This is a genomic window from Mammaliicoccus sp. P-M59, from assembly GCF_022386135.1.
GTDB lineage: Bacteria > Bacillota > Bacilli > Staphylococcales > Staphylococcaceae > Mammaliicoccus > Mammaliicoccus sciuri_A.
The window spans coordinates 193,206-213,314 of record NZ_JAJNJJ010000002.1 but is presented as its reverse complement, the minus strand read 5'-3'; the positions used below and the strand labels follow the sequence as shown (position 1 = coordinate 213,314).

The window sequence follows — 20,109 nt, the reverse complement described above, 5'->3', positions numbered from 1 at the left end:
AAATGACTTACAGTATAGGGATAGATTATGGAACGGGTTCAGGTAGGGTCTTTCTCGTTCAAACAGAAAACGGAAAAATTATTTCTCAATTTATAAAAACATATACACATGGCACGATTGATGAATATTTATATGATCAAAAGTTACCTCATGGTTTTTCATTACAAAATGGTAATGACTATTTAGAAGTATTAGAAGAAGGTATTCCTTATGTCATTGATGATGCTAAGATTAACCCCGATGATATCGTTGGACTAGGCATTGATTTTACGTCATCTACTGTTGTATTTGTTGATGAAAATATGGATCCAATCCATACTAAATCAGGATTTGAAAATAATCCGCATGCATATGTAAAGCTATGGAAACATCACGGTGCAGAAGAAGAAGCTAAATTACTATATGATACAGCTATTAATCAAAAACAACGTTGGTTAGGAAACTATGGATATAACGTAAGTAGTGAATGGATGATTCCAAAAATAATGGAAGTTATGAATAAGGCACCCGAAGTCATCAAAGAAACGTATGCCATTATGGATGCAGGTGACTGGATTGTAAATAAATTAACCAATCAGAACATTAGATCTAACTGTGGACTAGGTTTTAAATCATTTTGGGAAGAAGAAAATGGTTTTCATTATGATTTATTCGATAAAGTTGATGCTTCATTATCCAATGTCGTATCAGAAAAGTTAGAAGCACCTGTCATTAATATTGGTGAATCTGCAGGTTACATATCACCAGAGATGGCGTCTAAATTAGGCTTGTCAAAACAAACACAAGTGAGCCCATTTATCATTGATGCACATTCTAGTTTATTAGGCATTGGTTCAGAAAGAGAAGGGCAAATGACGATGGTGATGGGTACAAGTACATGTCATTTAATGTTAAGTAATGAGCAGAAAAAAGTACCAGGTATATCTGGATCAGTAAAAGGTGCCATTATTCCTGAACTATATGCATATGAAGCAGGGCAATCAGCAGTTGGAGATTTATTCGAATTTACAGTTAATCAAGCACCAAAAGCGTACTGTGAAGAAGCGGATGAGAAGGGGATTTCCATTCATCAATTGTTAGAAGAAAAATCAAGTCATAAAATGCCAGGTGAAAGTGGATTAATTGCTTTAGATTGGCATAACGGCAATAGAAGTGTACTAAGTGATAGTAGTTTAAGAGGTAGTATATTTGGACTGACATTACACACGAAATATGAAGATATTTACCGTGCATATCTTGAAGCAACAGCATATGGTACAAAGATGATTATGAAACAATATGAAGATTGGGGTATGCACGTTGAAGACGTATTTGCATGTGGCGGTATACCGAAACGTAATAAATTGCTTATGGAAATATACGCAAATGTACTCAATAAGAAAGTAACCGTTATAGATAGTGAGTACGCCCCAGCAATAGGCGCAGCAATATTAGGCGCAGTAGCAGGAGGCGCTTATCAAACTGTAAAAGAAGCGGCACAAGCAATGAAAGAACCAGTACTATACGAAATAGAACCAACAACAAATAAAGTGGAGAACTATGAAACACTCTTTAATGCATATAAAGAACTACATGACATACACGGCTATAAAAAAGCAAGAATCATGAAGTCAGTCTTAGCTTTGGCTGAATAAAGTAGAGTTGAGGTTGGTCATGGGTGCACGAAGACTGAAAGATATCGTGCGCTAAGGGGTCAAATCAGGTCGTATCGCACGAAGACTCCAAATCAGTTTTCTAGCTTGGGTAATTGTACAACATATGGTACAATTAATGTGTTAAAGGAGGTTTTAGTATGACTGTAATAAGTTATTCAAACGCTCGTAAAAATTTTAGGAAATTGATCGATAAAGTAAATAATGATAGTGATACTGTAACGATTACTACTAATGAAAGTAATGCTGTTTTAATGGGTGAAGATGATTATAATTCAATTATGGAGACGCTGTATTTACAACAATCACCTGCTAATGCTAAACACTTGGCAAAATCTATTGAAGAAGCGGAAAGAAATAATACAGTTGAGATAGATATAGAATCCTATGAGTAAACGAAATATTACATTTACGCCTACCGCTTTTGAAGATTATGAGTATTGGCTAGAACAAGATAAAAAGTTATTAAAGAAGATTAACAGGCTAATAAAAAGTATTCAGCGCGATGGCCTATTAGAAGGAGAAGGTAAACCTGAACCACTAAAAGGCAATTTACAAGGCTACTGTAGTAGACGTATTAATCATGAACACAGACTTGTTTATATGGTTAAAGAAAATCACGTTATCATTATAGGATGTAGATATTATTATTAAAAAAGACTCTAGTTTATTTTAGAGTCTTTTTTTCAATATTTTAGAATTATAAATCGCATGCTAAAATTTAAAATAAAGGAGATGATTCATATGGCAATGACTCAGACAATTACAGTACAAGTGAGTACTGAAGAGAAAGAATTAATAGAGTATTTTTCAAAAATACATGGTGTCACAACTTCAGAATTATTAAGACAGTCTGCTATAGAAAAGATTCAACATGAAATGGATATCGAACTATATAACAAAGCGATGAAAGCTTATGAAAAAGATGACACTACTTATTCAGTTGAAGAAGTAGATAAAATATTAGGATTATAAATAGTAGCATCATCTCATGTAAATTCTCTTTCTTATCATTCCATATTAAATTACTTAGGTTTATTTTTCACCATCTTCAATTCCTGCGACATCAAACTAGATGGTATTATTGAAATTTCTTATGAGTATGGGATTGCTATAATAACAAATATCGAAATGAATCATTCCTTCCATAAAGTTGAAGCTGAAATATAATATTAGTAACATAAACTCATGATAAAATTATAGTTTGAGTTATGGATCTTATTTACTTTAAAGGAGCGATTTTATTGGAAAGTAATGAATACAAAATATTACTAGATGAAATTGAAAAGTTAAAATTTCACAACACTAGCTTATTAACACTTATTGGATTACTACATGCAGAGGATATGAAAGAACCTACAATCCATGAGACTGTGGTTATGTTTGATTTATCTAAAAAAGATTTAAGAGAATTCTCTGCATTAGTAAAAAACTATAACGGTAATAATCTTGCTTTCGAACAAAAAGCTTTAAAAATTAATCCTATTTTTAAAAGAAGAAACATAATTTCTATTCTAAAATCATTTATTGTTTCTGAAATGTTCTTAGAAAAAAGTCAAGAAATACTAAATTCTTATGAGTAATATTTACTTTAATATATTTCTTGGTTGTCACTTTATTTTTGTTCTATTTTCAATTCATTCGACATCAAATTAATAATGATAAATATATATAATATGCCAACTAATGGTGCGTAGAATGTCCACCAGTTTGTTGTTAGCTCATTTGAGTGAAAGCCTAATAAACTGCTTAAGTCATTGATGCTTGGTCGTTCTATAATTTCACATGCGGGTCCATAGCAAACCTTCGTACCTCCGAAGAATATTTTGAAGAAGGCTAGGTGTGTCATAACTAGCAAGGTTTGAAAACATATTCTCAAAAATATGATCAAATATTGAGTTTGTATGTTAGGTAATACATGTTTGATAAATATATGCTTATCGTTAGGACTAATGGTATATGCAGCTTCGATATAATCTTGATTTAATATATATTGGGTTGATTCTTTTATCAGCATAGTTGTTGTCGGTGTCATTAAGATTGTCAGAATAATGATATTGTAAATCATTCTAAATTGCATAGTAGTCGTAAAGCCATCTATTGTTTCATATAGTAAAGGTTGCAATAAGATATACGCCAATATAGATTGAGGAATATAAAATAAAGCATTAGAAAAGACACTGTAAATACTTGTTGTCTTGCGATTAAATGCTAAATAAGTTCCAATAACAACTGAACAAAGAACCGATAAACTTGATATGACGATGATAATCAGTAAAGTGATACGATACCCAGATAATACTTCAAATAACATGTTTTTAGAAGCGGCATCCACACCAAACAATGCTTTAAAGCTAGGTGCAAATGGCGAGCTTTTCATAATATCCCCATTAGAATTGTATAGAAAATTCATAGGTTTAGGCGTGATGTTTAGTAAATCAAAATAAATTACACCAACTAGCGCGGGTAAGATAAGTAACGTTAATAGTATATAAAATTTCTTCATGATAACCCTCCCCGTACGCCAGTGAAGGCAAATAATACTTTATGACTCATAAATATGGCGAGAGATACAGGTACATAAATCAATACAAACGTGACAAATAATACTTCTGGAGAGCCATAATCAAATATAAATGATGACAAACCGTGCATGTTAAAGATTCTTTCCAAAAGTAATAAACTTGAAAGAGTGATCCAGATAATATGTTTAAAATTGATTAAATATGATGCAAACAAATTCCTTAATATGTGTTTAAAATATAACTCTACATTTGATAAACCCTTCGCTCTAGAAAACTCAATATAATCTGCACGAGATACATCATCTAGAATACTACTTAAAAATGTCACGCTACTCACTAAAGGTATAATCGATAGCACCAAAATAGGGAATATTAAAGCTTTATCTTCGGAACTATTCGCTACATTAAACAATAGAATATCTGTATATCGATAAAATAATATCACCAATGAAATAGAAAAAGGTATATAAAAAATATCCGGAATAATAGATAGAACTGTATTAATTTTTAAATACCATTTTTTTATATGGTCATTAACATATAAAAAGTATGTAAATAATAAAGATACGATAAAAGCTAACAATAGCGCAGCAAACAAAATCACAATAGTATTTATCCAAGGTTCAATAAAGAACGGAAATAAACTACGTTCAACATGTGATATTTTATTTGTAAATATAATATCTTGAGGATGAAATATGTATAAAAACGTCGACTTCAAGGCATTAAGATAGTTCAAGAAACTAAAACGTTGATCATCAAATAAAGCAGGCAAACACGCTAATAATAAGAATGCAAAAATCGTCATGATGAAATTGAATAATTTTCTCATAAGGTATTTACCTACTTTCTAAAGATAATATGTATTACTTCTAGTGTAAAATGATACTTATATTTAATTTACATATTTTTGAAGGTATTTACAAGGGTGTATAGAAAGTATTGTTGCTGGGAAGTAAAATAAAAGCCACGACGTAATTTGTCATGGCTTTTACTAATCCTATTTTGACTTTATATACCACGCATCCATAGCTGAGTGGTCAGAACCTGGGAGTGGTTCGTTTAACAGTGTAAATCCAAATTTCTCATATAGGATACATGCTGCTTTTAATTCATGCATTGTTTCTAAATAACATTGTTCATAATGTTCAAAGGCAAAGGATAGAGCGGTTTCCATAAGTTTCTTAGAAAGTCCTAGTCCTTGTGCTTTTGGAATTAAATATAACTTTTGTAATTCGCAAATTTTATCATGTTCGTTAAACGGTGCTATCCCAACGCCACCAACAATTTCTCCGTCAATTTCAGCTACCCAATAGTTCGCATGGTTTAAATTAGCATAATATTGGTGAAGATCATTAAGTTGAGGATCATAATAAGCTGAACCAGGAATCGCAAGACCGAGTGATTCTAATGAATCTTGTATAATTTCTTTTACTTTTGCGTTATCTTCTTGTTTCATCTCTCGAATAATCATAAAAGAACTCCTTTGTTTGGGCTTAATCTAGATTATGTTAGGTTAATTTATTTGAAATAATATTAGGACTTATTATATATGAACCCAATCATTTTGCCCAATTATTAGTGGAAATATCTAAATATCAAGAACACAAAAAAGCCGTGACGTTATTTGTCACGGCTTTTGCGTACTTGAGTATTTCTTCTATTTATATAAAGAATAATAACGCCAATTACAACAAAACAATAGATAAGCATTGTATAAGTATTTGCCCAATCAGCTGCGTTTAGCAGTATAAAACCTAAAGTCATACTCATGTATATTGAGAGATTTATAAATAAATCTTTAATCTTTTGTCTTCGTGTTATATGAATTTGACTCTCATGAAATTGATATCTTAAATATATACCAACACTGAAAGCAAATAAACATATCATATATGAAATATCATTATGCGTCATAGAGACAATTACATCATATATGACATTAATCAAAATAATCCCCAGTACAACCAATAACTCGACCATCTTGTATCACCTAAATATAAGTATAGAATTTGTTAATAGTGTTATTAAGTTAATTATTTGATAATGTTGTATATTGTTAAGCCTAGTACAATAGCACTTGCTATTAAAATTACTATAGATGTGTAGTATTGAAACATGGTACTTTTCATATTGATCACCTCGTGTTATGTTATGATTAGATAAGATTTAGGATAGTACTTATTAGACTAAGTATTGCTGACATTAAGTTGAAAACTTTTATTTCTCTGTCTATCCTATCTTGTCTTCTTTTTTTGTTCATTTTTAATATCTACTAACTTACATTTTCTATTAAAATTTATAATGTTATTTGTCACGCCTATCGTGTATTTGAGTATTTCTTCTATTTATATACAGAATGATAACGCCAACTATTACAAAATAATAAATTATCGTTGTATAAATATTTGCCCAACCAGCTGCATTTAACAGAATATAACCTAAAGTCATACTCATGTATATCGTAATATTTATAAATAACTCTTTGATCCTTTGTCTTTGTGTTTTATGTTTTTTACTCTCGTGAGTATGATAGATTGAATATAAACCGGCACTAATTAAAACAAGGAATATCATATATGAAATATCGTTATGTGTCACATAGACAATTACATCATAAATGATATTGATTAAAATAATACCCATTACAACCAATAACTCGATCATCTCGTACCACACCTAAATAAAATTTTTGAATTTTTAATAGTTTGTTAGTCTACTTATTTTTATCATCTAATCGATAATATCCTCCTAGTATAAACAATGAGACCGTTAATAAAAGAGTTGGAATTGCAAATAGTAATAAACTTATATAACCTTCCTGAAAACCAACCATTACTGCTACAAAATATAAAATCATTGATATGCTAAAACTAAATGTAAAGTCAAAATATTTCATATTCTTTCTCCTTTTTTCCCTATATTACCTATATTACCTATATTAACCATAAGTCTTAAAAAGTGTAAACCTATTTTAAAAAGAATATCTTTTAAAATTTTCGGATTTACTCATAATACATATCTCTATAAAAATATCCTGAACACGACTATCTGTGTTCAGGATTATTAGAAGTATTTATTTTTCTTTAACACCTTTATCATCTGGTTGATCTAATTTGAATTTTTGTGTTTTATCTCCAACTTCTGTTACTAAGTACTTATAATTATCATAATCTACTGTATCATAATTGTCATAACTACTATTATCTTCTATATATTTGATATTATTTATTCCTGCTACTTTTGTATCATATATTTCTATTGGAGAAACTACATCAGTAAAATAGAATCCATAATTTTTTGCAGATTCTTTACTATTTCTGTACACTCCATTTTTACTTTCTTCATCAAAATCATGAGAGGCAATATTCAAAAATTCTTTATTTGTATTATTGCCCGTTTCATCAGTAGAAATTTCTATGACTAACTTTTCAAAAGTAGGTTCTTTATATTTGGTATTTTTAATTTTTTTAGCATCTTTTGTAAATGTTTTAATTTGTTTTGTATAAAATTCCTTTGGTGTTTTCCCATTCATTTCTTCTATACGTTCATCGCTATCTCCTTCTTGTTCCAAATCTTTTTCAGCCTGCTTTACTCTTTCCATTTTTTCAGCAGCTAATTCTGATTTACTTTTATTAAAGGAGTCTTTATCGCGCTTTTTAATGAATTTTATCTTTTCATCATCACTCATTTTGAGTAGTTTACCTAATCTTGTATTGGAAGGATTCTCGCTATTATCATCATTGAATACTGCTACTTTCCCATTCTTACTGATAATATATCTTAGAATTTCAGAATCTTTACCTATACCCGGACTATCCTCTGAGTTGTTTTTTACAATGTAAGATATAGTCTCTTTTTTGTCATTCATAACATCGCTGAATTTGACTTCTTTTTCCTCAGTAGCCTTTCCGCAACCAGCTAATGTAACTACTAATAATCCAATTACTGTTAATATTTTCTTCATCCTAAAGTCCCCCATGTTAATATGCTTCACTATGCAAAATAAGATTGCCTTTAATATATTTTTCTAAGTCATTAAAACTATTGATAGAATAAAAATCGTTTACATTCATTTGGAAATAGTTAGTATAATTTATACTTACTTTACAATCACCGGATTTTAAATCGGTTATTTCACAGTTACAATAATGTGTACTTACGTTTAAATCGATTGGTATAGGGTCATTAATGATATTTTTTAATTGATTTCCTAATTTATCACTGTTATATATAAAATCATTAATTGATTTTACTAAATCATAAGCATCATATCCGTTAAAAGTTTTTAGCCCTTTAAGACTATCAATTTCTGAGTACCCTCTTAATACTTCCACTACTTTTTTATCAACAGCTGATTCACTAGGAGGTTCCACATCTTCAAATTGTTCATTAAATGTTTCATTAAGTTCGTCATTCTCATTGAAATCCATTTCTTTATTAATTTGGTATAAAAACTTCAAAAATTTAAAAGCTATTATAGTAAGTATTACTATAATAATTAGAAGAACAATAATGATGTTATAAAACCCATATAAATCATTTGTAAAGAAATCCACAATTAACAATTCAATAATCTCCATTTCACTAATCGATTTTTTTGAACTTCATATTATCAATAATGAGCTTATCGTCTTGATAATCTACTTTAGCTTTTTCTCCATCAATATCCGCTTTTAAATTGCCATCTTTATCTTCTTCAATTTTACCTTTTAAAGTTAGACCACTTTGTGTAATTTCAAAAACATTGTCCTTTATTTCTACTTGATAACCTTCATTTTTAGTATCCTCCCAATTACCTTGAATTTTATCTTTTGTACTTCCACAAGCTGATAAAATTAAGGCGAACAATAGTATAGGTATTAATAATTTTTTCATTTTTTTCATCTCCTATATAACATATAAATATTAAAAGATTTTTTACAATGTAATGCTACCATAGATGTCTTTTTACACTCAACACTTTATTTTATGATTATTTTTATATTAGAATAATTTTTAATAATACTTTTTGTATTATAAATATTTTTCTCATTAGACATAAATTAGAATATGAATCTGTAGTTTGATAAAATGAAAAATGAATAAAGAAACATTTGTAAAATATAGAAAAAGGCGGATTATATGGGAGAGGGTTTTTAAATTTAATTTTTCTAGATAATCAGGATGAAAATTAAGAGTACTTTTTAATATAAATATCAATGGAGAGGTGAATGTTTTGGGACATAGAAGTTTTAGTATGTTAAGAATCATATTATACATATCATTGTGTACTGGAATATTAATTTTTTCAGCGGTATTTAGTACATATTTACAACATGCCATCCACATACCAAACAAAATTCAGCAGCTTTTAAGTGGACTAATATTTACGATAGGAACAGTTATAACACTTATCTTAATTAAAAGAAAGCGTCCAAATATAATATCTGATTTGAATTTAGAAGTACCTATAATAAACAAGTCATTTGTTATCGCAATATGTCTGCCACTTATCTTAATGTTATTGGTATTTATTGTGACTGGGTTAGCTGGTATGTATGATCAAATACATATAAATTTAAATAGTAGAGTATGGTTAAGTTTTCTTTTTAATATCGTCTTTGCAATTTTATATGAAGCATTTCCTGAAGAAGTCTTTATAAGGGGATTGATTTTGAATGAGTTGAAAAATAAGATGTCATTTAAAAATACTTTAATCATACAGCCTATATGTTTTCTAATCATAGCTTGTCTAGCACAATTGCTTACGCCAATCTTTTTTGGAGAAAAAGGGCAGCTATCTTTTAGTTATATTATCATCATTTTCACGTTTGGCATAGCACTGCAATTGTATAGAGAGTATGCACAATCACTATGGGCAAATATGTTTTTCCACATTGTATATTTAGAAGCAATGAGAAATATTTTCCCGGGTAATAGTGATTCACTCATTATCTTTCGAGAACAATTACCAGGGCTTGTTGCACTTGTTGGAATAATGACATTATATTTAGGAAGTATTGTGATACTAGGTGTATTATTATGGCGAAGAAATAATACAAGTATAGATACGATGTCACGGAATTAAACTGCTTTATAAAACAAATAGGAGGAATTTAATATCATGAAAAAATTCTTAGCATTTATATTAGTTCTTTTAAACACAATCACTTTTGTTATAGGATTAGGATTTCTATTTGGTGAAGACGAAGAATCAAAGAAAAAGGCACACTAAGCTGAGAAGAAAAGAAAATTTTGAAAAAAGGGAGCTAATTCGAAAAATATAAAAGGTCAGGAGGTCTAAGAATTAATGAATAATGAGGAATTAGAGTCTAGGTTATTATTGATCAAACAGTCTATCGATGCTTTGCAAGAGCATTTAGCACCTGATTTAAAGACTAAAGATTTAGTTTTATTACGTTATGGTTATAATGTTGATGAAATTAAAGAATTGAATAATTATTTATTTAAATTAACAACTGAAAATGAAAAAGTAACTAAGAATGAATTTAAGAAAAAATTATGTGAGATAAGAAATCTTCCAGAAATTCCAATAGGACAAGTTAATGATATTCTCGAAGGTTATAAAAATAGTAATTTACACGTTGATGTAATTAAGTATGTATTAAATCATGAATAGAGGAGGAACTCTTATGAATGTTGGTGTTTTTGTAATTGTTCTTATTTTTTGTATAGTATTACCAACTATAATGATGGCTAAAAATAAGAAGGAATAGGTGATGAATATGGATAAAATCATATACATATTTAAAATAGGATTAATTTCATTTTTAATTATTTGTACGTTTAGATATATTTTCCCTTACCCAGAAAGTACTCTTGGGATTATTATTTATTCTTTCTGTTTAGGGATTTCAGTAAGTATCGTTTCTTTATTTTTATTAAATAGTCCACCTAAGAGAAAAAAATAAGTTTAAAAAACACCCTGATGAACTAGGGTGTTTTTTAAGGTATTGTTTATTGATATTTATTTTTCATTTTTAAAACTTTAACAAGTAAATATATCGCATTCACTCCTGCTATTATAGCCAATACGATAGACAAAGTTAAACTCTCTATTGGCATTGTAAAAATTATAGCGAATAGAAGAATAATATTTAACACCGTTGCCATAGTAAAATCATTATTTAAACTGTTCTCTTTTTTCATAATCGTTCCTCCTTGTTTTTTAATTAGACTACTAAAATTTATTGTTTTATTTAATCAGTGTGATAATGTTTAGTATTCCAAAATACAAAGATTAAAAAAAGTACTATAAAGATAGTAAACGAAGTATCTAAATGATCTTGATTCATTTGTTTATAAGCAAAAAATGCTAAAAATATTGCTAAAATCATTTGTATAGTGAACAAAAACCACTTCATAAAACCATTCTTTTTTTTATCATAATTTAGCACAATGAAGTACCTCCATAATATTAATTGAATCGATTAAGTGATGCACACTATACTTTTAGGTTATTTGATAATGTTGTTAAGCCTAATGCAATAGCACTTGCAACTATTACTTGTCGTTACTAACATTATTTGTATATTAATATGGCCTAATTGTATATGATATATTTGAATCCTCTATATTAAAATTAAGTTTTTTAAACATATTTAAGGCTTTATTATTATCACTATTCACACATGTTCTAATGTATTTATATTTATTTCTATCAACTGATTTTAATAAATGATATAACAATTCTTTGCTATAATGTTTACCTTGATACTTTAAATCTATACCAATATAATCAATATAAATTTCTTGGTCTTCATCAGATTTTTCGCAATATAAGTATCCTATATCTCCAAAATCATCATGTTCTAAAATATATATTTTTACTTCCTCTTTTTTAAAATTTGAAAACAACTTTTCACCGTCATAATAACTATCTTTAAATAATGTATTATGGATAGATATTATATTTTCACTGTATTCTTTCTCTACAACTTTAACATTTTTAGTATTCTCATACATATCTATCTTATCGTCTAATTTATAAACTAAATCTACATGTTCACCTTGTCTATCAGATTTTAAATATTGATCAACAAAGTTTATTCCCATTTCGTTTTCTTTATTAATAAAAAATAAAAATTTATAACCTTTAAAATTAGAATGTAATATATACTGCCAAACTTTATCTATATCTTCTATTGAAGTTTTATCATTATAATAAGGACCCCATACTTCTACATTTTGACTTTCTTTGTCCACATCTAAAGCAAATAAGACTTTTATTTCTTCATTTTCAGTTTGTAAAAAAATCGATTCATGTAACGCTAAATCAGAAAAATCTTGCTTAAGTGCTTTTTCTATCTCATCTTTAACAATTCCAGCATAACCTATTTTACTTTTTGAATGTTTATTATTTGAATATATAAAATTCACAACATTTTTAAAATCACTATCTTCAAATTTTCTAATCACATTATCTACTCCTTCAATAATGACTTAAGAGACTATTTTTAAGTAGCGTAGTTATTTTAATGTCGTACAAAATTGTATTTTCTTCCGTTTATTGATATCTATTCTCTATATGCTTCTTCTCAATAATATTGCCTTCAGCATCTTTTTTTACGATATCTTCGCCTTTCGTTGTGTATGTACCAAGTATTTCACCGTGTTCATTACGATAGTTAACGTACCATTTACCGTTATCGTCCTTTCTCACGATATCTATTAAATATTTACTTTTTCCTATTGGTTCTCCTTCAAAATCAGAAATCATGCCATACACTTGTGATCTAAAGTGTGCTTCTGTTCCTGGGTTTTCTTGATCTTCAAACGCTTCTATTGTTTTATGGTCTGGATGTTCTTTCTTTATTTCAATTTTATTTGCGACTTCTTCAAGTGATGTATAATTTTTATTTTTATCGTATAAGTCTTGAAGGTTATATTCATTACCTGTTTTTAATAAATCTTTGTATATTAATACAGCTTGAGTTCCACCGACATATAATTTATCTTTACTCAAACCAACTACAGTTGCAAAGCTACCTTTGGCTGGATATACAGTATAGAATTTCATACCATTTGGTGCGTCTTGGATATTTTTTTCTTCTATTAACAATAGTTTATGTAGTTTCTTTTTTTGTTTTTCACCTTGAGAAAATTGTTCAAAAACACCAGTTAATACTTCATCTTTCGTTACGATATATTCTCCATCTTTATCAGCAAAAAAGGCTAAAGCTAACTTTGTCTTATCTGCAACTTCATTAACATCTGATTTTACATTTTCAACTTGTTTAGGTTTATCTTCATGAGTTTTATTTTCATTCTTTGATTGGTTATTTTCAGTTTCTTGTGAATCAGCCTTAGAGTTATCTTTATCTTTTTGCGTACGCTCATTTTTAGAACTATCATTCTGCTTACTTTCAGTTTTAGTACTTTCATCCTTTTGATGTGCATTTGATTTTTCTTTATCACTACTACACGCAGTACATAATAGTACTAAAATACTTGTTACGACCATTAATTTCTTCATGTTGAATAATCCTCCTTTGTTTGAGTGAGATGCCTAAAATAAAAAGAATAAAGTTATCTATATTATATATAACCATTTTAGCAAAAAGAGTATGTTGTAATAAACCCTAAATTTTCCAAATTATAGTAGGTTAAAATAAAACAACCTGAACTTCAGTAAATAAGTTCAGGTTGTTTATCATCATATAAAAGATTCTATCTTAGTCATTTATGTGATTTCCCAGGCAATAATGTATCATTTATTCTCCGTCATTATTAATAGATGCATGTAACGTTTCTTCTGGGTAGTCATCTTTTTTAATTTTGATTGTATTATCGTCAATATACGTTATTATCAGTTTACTATTTTTAAGTACAGGGTTACTTACTTCATGAAGTTTTGATTCTGGTGTTTTTGCTATAACACCTTCAACAGAATGATCATCGATTTTTTTAACCTGATACATTTCACTCTCTTTGTCTTTATATAAATCTTTATTTTTTCCGTCATAAATAATACTCTGTCCATCAATAGTGAATGTTTGATCATGTCTGTCTTCTTGACCATATTGCCATATGTGGTCAATGTCAGTAATCTTTCCATAAGCATTCGTGTCTTTATATAACAATTTTTCCAATTGATCTTTTTCTTTCTTAGATACTACATAATTTAGATCATATTCAAATTTGTTGAATTCTTCATCTTCATCGTCTTCTGAAGATGCATCTACTTTGTTTTCATTTTCTTGCAGTTCCTTTTCCAGTTCTTTATCTATACTGCTGACTTTACTATTTGATTCCGAATTATTTTTCTTTTCTTGTTGTGAATTAGAAGTGTTATTTTCTTTCGACTTTTCATCATTTTTACTATCAGATCCACAAGCAGCCAATAAAATAATTAAACCTAAACATATGCTTAATAATTTTTTCATGTTAAATCTCCCATTTAAGTTATTAGTTCGGTTGTCTTAGTTAAATTAAACGTATGAACATTGCGAGTTTATATAATAAAAATATAGTTATAATACATGTCATTATGATAGTGATTATCATTTTTCGGGATTTTGTTGGCGTTTCTTTGTAGAATTTTTCTCCCAAATATAGTGATGAAATGAAAATGTACTTCACTATAAAGAATGACATGATAAGGAATATTGGCGTAAATATGACTCGATAGATTTTATATAATCCAGCACCAATGTCTTTAAACCAATTTGCAGCTTCAGTATCACCGCCTAGTGCACTAAGTGCGCCTAAAAACATTAAAAATGTAAATGTACCTAACATTCCTAAAATACAACCACATGGCGTTTCTTCTTCCACGGGTCTGTGTACATAACCAAAGATTTTACCTCTATCGTCAAACACCTTTATACCTCTTCCCAAGGTTCAATATCTTCTAATTCTTTAATTCTTTTGTAGTATTTCTTCATAACGATAGGATGTAGGAATATTGAAATCGTAAATACGAATAAAAACATCCAAGCTAAAATATACTTAGCAATTATATTTATAATAAATCCAAAGAAAACACGTTTGATATAAGTTTCATGAGCTTCACGCCAAGTCCATTTATTGCCTTGAACATGTAATTTACTAGTAGGCATTGTTTGACGATTATAATCATACGACATTCGAGCAAGCGTACCGAAGTCTCTTCTAAAAATGACGCTTCTCATAAAGAAGTACCTTAGAAAAACATTACTTTTAAATTGTAAGACGTAATCACTCATCCATGCGAAAGTATAGCTACCTAGAAGAAACAGTATTATATTGTAAATCCAACTCATTAAGCTATACGAGCCATCAAACGTCATATAAATAAACTTCGTCAAGAATACATAGATATAAGGTGTGTAGTAAAAAGTAATAGGTACTTTCGGTGTATTAAAATATTTTTTGAATATGTCCATTTATATTCTCTACTCCTATTCTTTAGTCAACTCTACTTCTTCATCGCCATTCCCTGGGCTATCAATGATGAGTTTGTCTCCTTTGACTTTATAGTTAAGTTGTAAATCTTGACCGTCTTCTGTTTTAAATGTCATGACTTTATCATCTGAGTTGACTTTTCCGTCAATGTTCCCGTCATTTGCACCTATGCCAAATAGTCCGCCTGATTCTAGTGCATCCATATGTAATGTTGCTTCTCCAGTCTCGCTATTTGCTGTAATACTAATGTCTTTATTCGAATATGTACCATCTACATTCTTTCCGCATGCTGCTAATAATAGAACTAATACTAAACAAACGCCTAATAAATTCTTCATAAATCATTCTCCTTTGTATGTGTGTTTTATTTTGTCTAAACGGTTTATAAAGGCATCGATATAAGCTTGTGGACCTAACATGCGTGCGAGTGGTGCTAGTTGATATGCTATGTAATAGGAGTCTAGTTCTGTACACGATACTAAGACGATAATTTTATTATCTTTGTATTCTAAGATTTCTTTGATTGAAAATTGCTGTTTAAACTGATCCCAAATAGATACGTCTATTTCAAATTTAACAGGTTGTAAGTTGGGTACATTTTCATATGTAGAAGCTTCTAAAATATATACTGATTTAATATCTTGAACTTTAACGGTATGAATTTTAGCTTCATACTCATAAGTTAACCAGTAATCATAGTGCATATACATAAGAGACAATGGCTTTACAACCAACTTTTTATCTAATTCAATACGAACTTTTAACCCTTTCGTAATACATTCTTGCAAATTCATTAAATGAATACCTGGTAATGGTTCGGAACGTAAATTAAAGTGATTCAAAACACTTTTTAGAATGTATTTATCTTCAATACGGTTAAGCGAAATATTATCTAAGAAAAGGTTATAAACACTTTTGTGCAACATAGGTGTTAAGCTTTTGATTTTAATTAATAGACTTAACAGTGCTAAGCTATCGGCTGAATAGGAACCATTTGAAAGTACGTATCCATCTAGTGAACGACTATAAACGATTTTAGTATTCTTGTTATTCCAATAATCACTCTCATAGAAAAACATATTTAAATCATTAATATCCCTTTGTATCGATTTTTCTCCAACATTAGCAATATTGCTAAACTCTGACTTGTTCACAACATCCCCGTTTAATAGACGCGTGAGTAATGATAATACACGAGTGGCTTTGTCCAACTTAATCAACTCCTGATGTATAATATATATATTTAAATGGACATTATAAGTCCATTTTTCAACTTTATTCAAAATTCACTTCTATTTTTATTTATTTATATTGGTATATAAAGTTTATATAATTATTATATTAAATGGACAAGGTGAAAAAGTGAATATTATGAGGATAGAGAAAATTTTTAATATATATAAAATGTAAAATATTATTAAAACAAAACAATATCCGGACATTTTAGTTCGTAAAATAACATGTAATTAATATAGTAAAGGGCTAATAATTGTAATAAAATGTAAATGTAAAAATGCTTAAAAGAGGATTAACATGAAAGCAGTGTAATGTTATTTTTATTTGGTATATTTAATTTAAATTCTTTATCTTTTACACTATTCAATTTAGTAAGTTCAAAAAGTGATTATAGATTCTTTCTATTAATTTTATTTATGAAGGAGTTAAGTGTATGAATAATTATAAAGTCGTGGCGATGCGTCTAAATGACAAAAAAGTACTATATGATAAGGGCAATAAAGACAAAAATGATTATGGATTGGGTAATGCTCTATTTTTAAATTATGTTTTAGATTTGCTTAAATATAAAAAGATTAAACTACAAGCAAGTGTGAAAATTAGTGAATTTATTTCTAAAACTTCTAGAAAAGATAAAGTGTTTTTAGAAGAAGGGAAAGAAATTACGATATATAAGTTATTACAATTAGTCATTAATCTTAATTGTAATGCAGCTGTATTGGCTATCGCAGAACATCTAGATCCTACTAGAAATAATCCTGCTATCAAAGTGAAAGTGAAGCGGGATGAGTATGATTTAGAAAAGCAGGTTGCTATAAATATTAGTGGTAGAAAGATGAAAAATAAGCCTCAATCTTATACGATAGAAGATCTTTTGAAGATTGGAGAAAAAATGTTTGGCCAATATGAAAAAGATTTTAAATTATATAATAGTTCATTAGTGGATTATCGTGGCACTGTTTATGAAAATCCAAGTTTCATAGATACTGATGATCGTGTCGTATGTAACTACTTATTTGGGTCACATGATAATAGTGGGATTGTCTTAACTAACATTAATAATGAGCGTGTGTTACTAGCTATAATGGGTGCAGATAACGCGTTTCATAGAGATTTCTTACTGAAAGAAGCAATGGACGAAATTCAATTCGATATTAAAGCGCCTAAATTAGAAGTTGAAACATTCACAGGAGAAAAAGAAATTAATTTTTTAGGTGATACATACTTTGGAGAATTTTATACAGAACGTCGAAAAAAGCGCAATCAAGAAGATGTATTAATGCGTTATGGTTACGATCATTCATTGAAGCATTTAAAGACATTCTTTGATCCAAATGGATATAATATTATCAATTTTGAAGCAGTATTTACTGAAGAAGGTGAAGTATCAAATTTAGAAGGTGCGAAACCATTTTTATTATGGGCAAATGAAGAAAAAACATTAAATGCATTAAGATCATTAAATTTAAATGCTGTTTCTTTAGGAAACAATCATGCGATGGATTTCGGACTTAATCGTTTAAAACAGACTATTGAAGGCTTTAAAAATAACGATTTAAAAGTATTTGGTGCTGGTCTGAACTCTAAAGAAGCTTTAGCACCGATACATTTAAATATAAATAATAGAAATGTATATATTTATAATGGCTATTGGTATCGCAAAATTGCATATCGTAAATTTGATTTTTACGCTATTGGTCATGATGCAGGTGTAGCACCATTATATTTAATAAATGAAGAAATTCGAAGAAAGAAACAAGAAGATCCTAATTGTTTTATAATCGTACAACCTCATTGGGGTGTTGATTTTAAACAAATTTTACCGTATCAAGTTGAGAATGCAGAACAATTAATTCATAGTGGTTGCGATTTAATACTTGGACACGGTCCTCATACGATTCAAAAATTAAGAAGATATAACAACACAGTGATTGTTTATAGTATGGGAAATGGGATTTTTAATAGTAACGGTGAATTTGATAAACATGATGCATTACCATATGGTTTCTTAACTAAATTGAAGTTTCTTGAAAATGATGAAATTAAACTTAGATTAGTGCCATTCTATGCAAATAATTTGGATACTTTTTGGTGTCCGGATTATGTGAATGATGAACAATTTAAAGAAATAGTAGAATTTATTGCTGAAGGTAAAGAATATATTGAAACAGACTGGGAAAATCGAGCATTTGAAATAAAAATTAAATAAGAGAGGATTTTGTTTATGAAAGTAGGATTATTACGAGAAAAGCATAAAAAAGGCGTGCTTGGCAGAACACTTACATATATCAGTAATTTTTATAATATAGACTTTTTTGTATTTACTTATGACGATGTTGATCTTGAAAATGAGACAATTGATGGTTTATTTTTTGAAGAGGGACAATGGGTAAAAAAGCGTACAGAATTTCCTGATATAGTGGATAATGTACCGATGGATAAACGAAAATATCCTGAAATATTTAAAGCTTTAAAGAAGAAAGCTATATTTACAACACCAGGTTTAGGGTCTAAATCATTTATTTTTAATAAGATGCAAGAAAGTAAAAGATTTGAAGATTTAATTATTCCAACTGATGAAGTGGCTTCTTATGATGATTTAAAAAATCATCTACAAAAGTATAAAAAAATTGTATTAAAGCCGACTCTTGGCAGTAAAGGTAGAAATATATTTGTTCTGAATCAAAGCGATGAAAAAATCGATGTTCTAAACGATGATAAAAGTTGGACAATTGAAATTGATGAGCTACAAACTTTTTATAATGAGAATATAAGCGAAGAGAAGTACGTTGCGCAACCTTTCATAAAATCACAAACAATTGAAAATAACCCATTTGATATTCGACTTCATGTGAGAAAAAACCAAAAGGGTCAATGGGAAAAAGTTGAGATCTATCCACGCATAGGTGTAGGTAAAAATATCACATCAAATGTAAGTCAAGGCGGTGGTGTAGCAATGTTAACACCATTTTTAGAACATAATTTCGAGAAGAATTGGAAAGATATAAGGATTGAACTCAATAATTTATGTAAAACGATTCCGCTCAATTTTGAGAAGCTTTATAATTTCGATATTGATGCATTAGGTATAGATATTGGTATAGAACCTGACGGGAAAATATGGCTGTTTGAGGTTAATACGTTCCCAGGACAGCATTTCTTCTATGCTAGAGATTCTGAAGTGAGAGTAGCATATTATAGATATTTATTAGATTTAAAAAATAAAAAATAATACAACTTCAATTCATTTCCCAGGCAATATTTTTCCGTTAATTAAGAGATAAAGATTTAAAATAAATAATTTAGAA

Annotated in this window: 26 protein-coding genes; 9 read left to right on the top strand and 17 right to left on the bottom strand. The window is 28.8% G+C overall.

Annotated elements, in window-relative coordinates:
* Positions 1-2 precede the first annotated feature (2 nt).
* From LQ617_RS06030 to LQ617_RS06010, 5 genes are all read left to right on the top strand, one after another.
* Positions 3-1,634, top strand: a complete 1,632-nt coding sequence (locus tag LQ617_RS06030; RefSeq protein ID WP_204253137.1) for a ribulokinase — start codon at positions 3-5, stop codon at positions 1,632-1,634.
* 158 nt (positions 1,635-1,792) lie between these two features.
* Positions 1,793-2,047: a type II toxin-antitoxin system Phd/YefM family antitoxin gene (locus LQ617_RS06025; RefSeq protein WP_204253138.1), complete on the top strand. Its 255-nt coding sequence runs from the start codon at positions 1,793-1,795 to the stop codon at positions 2,045-2,047.
* Positions 2,040-2,306, top strand: coding sequence for a Txe/YoeB family addiction module toxin (locus LQ617_RS06020; RefSeq protein ID WP_239739942.1), 267 nt, complete (start codon positions 2,040-2,042; stop codon positions 2,304-2,306). The genes LQ617_RS06025 and LQ617_RS06020 overlap by 8 nt, the downstream gene beginning before the upstream one ends.
* Before the next feature lie 90 nt (positions 2,307-2,396).
* Positions 2,397-2,627 carry a type II toxin-antitoxin system RelB family antitoxin gene (gene relB, locus LQ617_RS06015; protein WP_239705684.1) on the top strand — a complete coding sequence of 77 codons (231 nt, stop codon included), beginning with the start codon at positions 2,397-2,399 and terminating at the stop codon, positions 2,625-2,627.
* 269 nt (positions 2,628-2,896) lie between these two features.
* Positions 2,897-3,235: a hypothetical protein gene (locus LQ617_RS06010; RefSeq protein WP_204253141.1), complete on the top strand. Its 339-nt coding sequence runs from the start codon at positions 2,897-2,899 to the stop codon at positions 3,233-3,235.
* A gap of 32 nt (positions 3,236-3,267) precedes the next feature.
* Here LQ617_RS06010 and LQ617_RS06005 read toward each other — a convergent pair whose 3' ends face one another.
* From LQ617_RS06005 to LQ617_RS05965, 9 genes are all read right to left on the bottom strand, one after another.
* On the bottom strand, positions 3,268-4,158 hold the full coding sequence (locus tag LQ617_RS06005; protein WP_239739941.1) for an ABC transporter permease subunit: 891 nt from the start codon (positions 4,156-4,158) through the stop codon (positions 3,268-3,270).
* On the bottom strand, positions 4,155-5,009 hold the full coding sequence (locus LQ617_RS06000) for an ABC transporter permease subunit (protein ID WP_239739940.1): 855 nt from the start codon (positions 5,007-5,009) through the stop codon (positions 4,155-4,157). Before LQ617_RS06000 ends, LQ617_RS06005 begins: the two co-directional genes overlap by 4 nt.
* 168 nt (positions 5,010-5,177) lie before the next feature.
* The gene (locus tag LQ617_RS05995; RefSeq protein ID WP_232180937.1) at positions 5,178-5,651 is read right to left on the bottom strand and encodes a GNAT family N-acetyltransferase; all 474 of its coding nucleotides are present in this window, start codon (positions 5,649-5,651) and stop codon (positions 5,178-5,180) included.
* Between the two features lie 149 nt (positions 5,652-5,800).
* A complete protein-coding gene (locus LQ617_RS05990) occupies positions 5,801-6,160 on the bottom strand; it encodes a hypothetical protein (protein WP_239739939.1) in 360 nt (119 codons plus the stop codon).
* A gap of 324 nt (positions 6,161-6,484) precedes the next feature.
* Positions 6,485-6,844, bottom strand: a complete 360-nt coding sequence (locus LQ617_RS05985; protein WP_239739938.1) for a hypothetical protein — start codon at positions 6,842-6,844, stop codon at positions 6,485-6,487.
* Between the two features lie 49 nt (positions 6,845-6,893).
* Positions 6,894-7,076 (bottom strand): hypothetical protein, encoded by a 183-nt coding sequence (locus LQ617_RS05980; protein WP_037589639.1) that lies wholly within the window; start codon positions 7,074-7,076, stop codon positions 6,894-6,896.
* Positions 7,077-7,253: 177 nt separating this feature from the next.
* Positions 7,254-8,144 (bottom strand): hypothetical protein, encoded by an 891-nt coding sequence (locus LQ617_RS05975; protein WP_239739937.1) that lies wholly within the window; start codon positions 8,142-8,144, stop codon positions 7,254-7,256.
* A gap of 16 nt (positions 8,145-8,160) precedes the next feature.
* Positions 8,161-8,610: a hypothetical protein gene (locus tag LQ617_RS05970; RefSeq protein ID WP_239739936.1), complete on the bottom strand. Its 450-nt coding sequence runs from the start codon at positions 8,608-8,610 to the stop codon at positions 8,161-8,163.
* Positions 8,611-8,764: 154 nt separating this feature from the next.
* Positions 8,765-9,055 (bottom strand): LptF/LptG permease family protein, encoded by a 291-nt coding sequence (locus LQ617_RS05965; RefSeq protein WP_204188515.1) that lies wholly within the window; start codon positions 9,053-9,055, stop codon positions 8,765-8,767.
* Positions 9,056-9,416: 361 nt separating this feature from the next.
* Here LQ617_RS05965 and LQ617_RS05960 point away from each other — a divergent pair, with 361 nt between their 5' ends.
* Entirely contained in the window at positions 9,417-10,247 is an 831-nt protein-coding gene (locus LQ617_RS05960) for a CPBP family intramembrane glutamic endopeptidase (protein ID WP_239739935.1), read from the top strand.
* A gap of 222 nt (positions 10,248-10,469) precedes the next feature.
* The gene (locus tag LQ617_RS05955; RefSeq protein WP_204253146.1) at positions 10,470-10,799 is read left to right on the top strand and encodes a hypothetical protein; all 330 of its coding nucleotides are present in this window, start codon (positions 10,470-10,472) and stop codon (positions 10,797-10,799) included.
* 338 nt (positions 10,800-11,137) lie between these two features.
* On the opposite strand, the gene LQ617_RS05950 is transcribed toward LQ617_RS05955, so the two are convergent.
* The 8 genes from LQ617_RS05950 to LQ617_RS05915 form a co-directional block, all read right to left on the bottom strand.
* A complete protein-coding gene (locus tag LQ617_RS05950; protein ID WP_196307744.1) occupies positions 11,138-11,329 on the bottom strand; it encodes a hypothetical protein in 192 nt (63 codons plus the stop codon).
* Between the two features lie 384 nt (positions 11,330-11,713).
* Entirely contained in the window at positions 11,714-12,598 is an 885-nt protein-coding gene (locus LQ617_RS16080) for a GNAT family N-acetyltransferase (RefSeq protein WP_239739933.1), read from the bottom strand.
* An 88-nt stretch (positions 12,599-12,686) separates the two neighbouring features.
* The gene (locus LQ617_RS05940; protein WP_239739931.1) at positions 12,687-13,655 is read right to left on the bottom strand and encodes a hypothetical protein; all 969 of its coding nucleotides are present in this window, start codon (positions 13,653-13,655) and stop codon (positions 12,687-12,689) included.
* 238 nt (positions 13,656-13,893) lie between these two features.
* Positions 13,894-14,565 (bottom strand): hypothetical protein, encoded by a 672-nt coding sequence (locus tag LQ617_RS05935; RefSeq protein ID WP_239739929.1) that lies wholly within the window; start codon positions 14,563-14,565, stop codon positions 13,894-13,896.
* Positions 14,566-14,605: 40 nt separating this feature from the next.
* Positions 14,606-15,001, bottom strand: coding sequence for a hypothetical protein (locus LQ617_RS05930; protein ID WP_196307729.1), 396 nt, complete (start codon positions 14,999-15,001; stop codon positions 14,606-14,608).
* A 2-nt stretch (positions 15,002-15,003) separates the two neighbouring features.
* Positions 15,004-15,546: a hypothetical protein gene (locus LQ617_RS05925; RefSeq protein ID WP_224658848.1), complete on the bottom strand. Its 543-nt coding sequence runs from the start codon at positions 15,544-15,546 to the stop codon at positions 15,004-15,006.
* A gap of 15 nt (positions 15,547-15,561) precedes the next feature.
* Entirely contained in the window at positions 15,562-15,903 is a 342-nt protein-coding gene (locus tag LQ617_RS05920) for a hypothetical protein (protein ID WP_126477135.1), read from the bottom strand.
* Between the two features lie 3 nt (positions 15,904-15,906).
* Positions 15,907-16,776, bottom strand: coding sequence for a hypothetical protein (locus LQ617_RS05915; protein ID WP_196307731.1), 870 nt, complete (start codon positions 16,774-16,776; stop codon positions 15,907-15,909).
* Positions 16,777-17,234: 458 nt separating this feature from the next.
* Here LQ617_RS05915 and LQ617_RS05910 point away from each other — a divergent pair, with 458 nt between their 5' ends.
* Both LQ617_RS05910 and LQ617_RS05905 read left to right on the top strand, forming a co-directional pair.
* On the top strand, positions 17,235-19,010 hold the full coding sequence (locus tag LQ617_RS05910; RefSeq protein ID WP_239739927.1) for a CapA family protein: 1,776 nt from the start codon (positions 17,235-17,237) through the stop codon (positions 19,008-19,010).
* A gap of 15 nt (positions 19,011-19,025) precedes the next feature.
* Positions 19,026-20,033 carry a YheC/YheD family protein gene (locus LQ617_RS05905; protein WP_239739925.1) on the top strand — a complete coding sequence of 336 codons (1,008 nt, stop codon included), beginning with the start codon at positions 19,026-19,028 and terminating at the stop codon, positions 20,031-20,033.
* Positions 20,034-20,109: the final 76 nt, after the last annotated feature.

Coding starts and splice junctions, on each gene's coding strand:
- LQ617_RS06030 (WP_204253137.1), top strand. CDS start 3: ATGACTTACAGTATAGGGATAGATTATGGAACGGGTTCAGGTAGGGTC.
- LQ617_RS05975 (WP_239739937.1), bottom strand. CDS start 8,144: ATGAAGAAAATATTAACAGTAATTGGATTATTAGTAGTTACATTAGCT.
- LQ617_RS06025 (WP_204253138.1), top strand. CDS start 1,793: ATGACTGTAATAAGTTATTCAAACGCTCGTAAAAATTTTAGGAAATTG.
- LQ617_RS06000 (WP_239739940.1), bottom strand. CDS start 5,009: ATGAGAAAATTATTCAATTTCATCATGACGATTTTTGCATTCTTATTA.
- LQ617_RS05980 (WP_037589639.1), bottom strand. CDS start 7,076: ATGAAATATTTTGACTTTACATTTAGTTTTAGCATATCAATGATTTTA.
- LQ617_RS05965 (WP_204188515.1), bottom strand. CDS start 9,055: ATGAAAAAATTATTAATACCTATACTATTGTTCGCCTTAATTTTATCA.
- LQ617_RS05940 (WP_239739931.1), bottom strand. CDS start 13,655: ATGAAGAAATTAATGGTCGTAACAAGTATTTTAGTACTATTATGTACT.
- LQ617_RS05920 (WP_126477135.1), bottom strand. CDS start 15,903: ATGAAGAATTTATTAGGCGTTTGTTTAGTATTAGTTCTATTATTAGCA.
- LQ617_RS05905 (WP_239739925.1), top strand. CDS start 19,026: ATGAAAGTAGGATTATTACGAGAAAAGCATAAAAAAGGCGTGCTTGGC.
- LQ617_RS05950 (WP_196307744.1), bottom strand. CDS start 11,329: ATGAAAAAAGAGAACAGTTTAAATAATGATTTTACTATGGCAACGGTG.
- LQ617_RS06020 (WP_239739942.1), top strand. CDS start 2,040: ATGAGTAAACGAAATATTACATTTACGCCTACCGCTTTTGAAGATTAT.
- LQ617_RS06005 (WP_239739941.1), bottom strand. CDS start 4,158: ATGAAGAAATTTTATATACTATTAACGTTACTTATCTTACCCGCGCTA.
- LQ617_RS05960 (WP_239739935.1), top strand. CDS start 9,417: ATGTTAAGAATCATATTATACATATCATTGTGTACTGGAATATTAATT.
- LQ617_RS05970 (WP_239739936.1), bottom strand. CDS start 8,610: ATGGATTTCAATGAGAATGACGAACTTAATGAAACATTTAATGAACAA.
- relB (WP_239705684.1), top strand. CDS start 2,397: ATGGCAATGACTCAGACAATTACAGTACAAGTGAGTACTGAAGAGAAA.
- LQ617_RS05955 (WP_204253146.1), top strand. CDS start 10,470: ATGAATAATGAGGAATTAGAGTCTAGGTTATTATTGATCAAACAGTCT.
- LQ617_RS05935 (WP_239739929.1), bottom strand. CDS start 14,565: ATGAAAAAATTATTAAGCATATGTTTAGGTTTAATTATTTTATTGGCT.
- LQ617_RS05995 (WP_232180937.1), bottom strand. CDS start 5,651: ATGATTATTCGAGAGATGAAACAAGAAGATAACGCAAAAGTAAAAGAA.
- LQ617_RS05925 (WP_224658848.1), bottom strand. CDS start 15,546: ATGGACATATTCAAAAAATATTTTAATACACCGAAAGTACCTATTACT.
- LQ617_RS05985 (WP_239739938.1), bottom strand. CDS start 6,844: ATGATCGAGTTATTGGTTGTAATGGGTATTATTTTAATCAATATCATT.
- LQ617_RS05910 (WP_239739927.1), top strand. CDS start 17,235: ATGAATAATTATAAAGTCGTGGCGATGCGTCTAAATGACAAAAAAGTA.
- LQ617_RS05990 (WP_239739939.1), bottom strand. CDS start 6,160: ATGGTCGAGTTATTGGTTGTACTGGGGATTATTTTGATTAATGTCATA.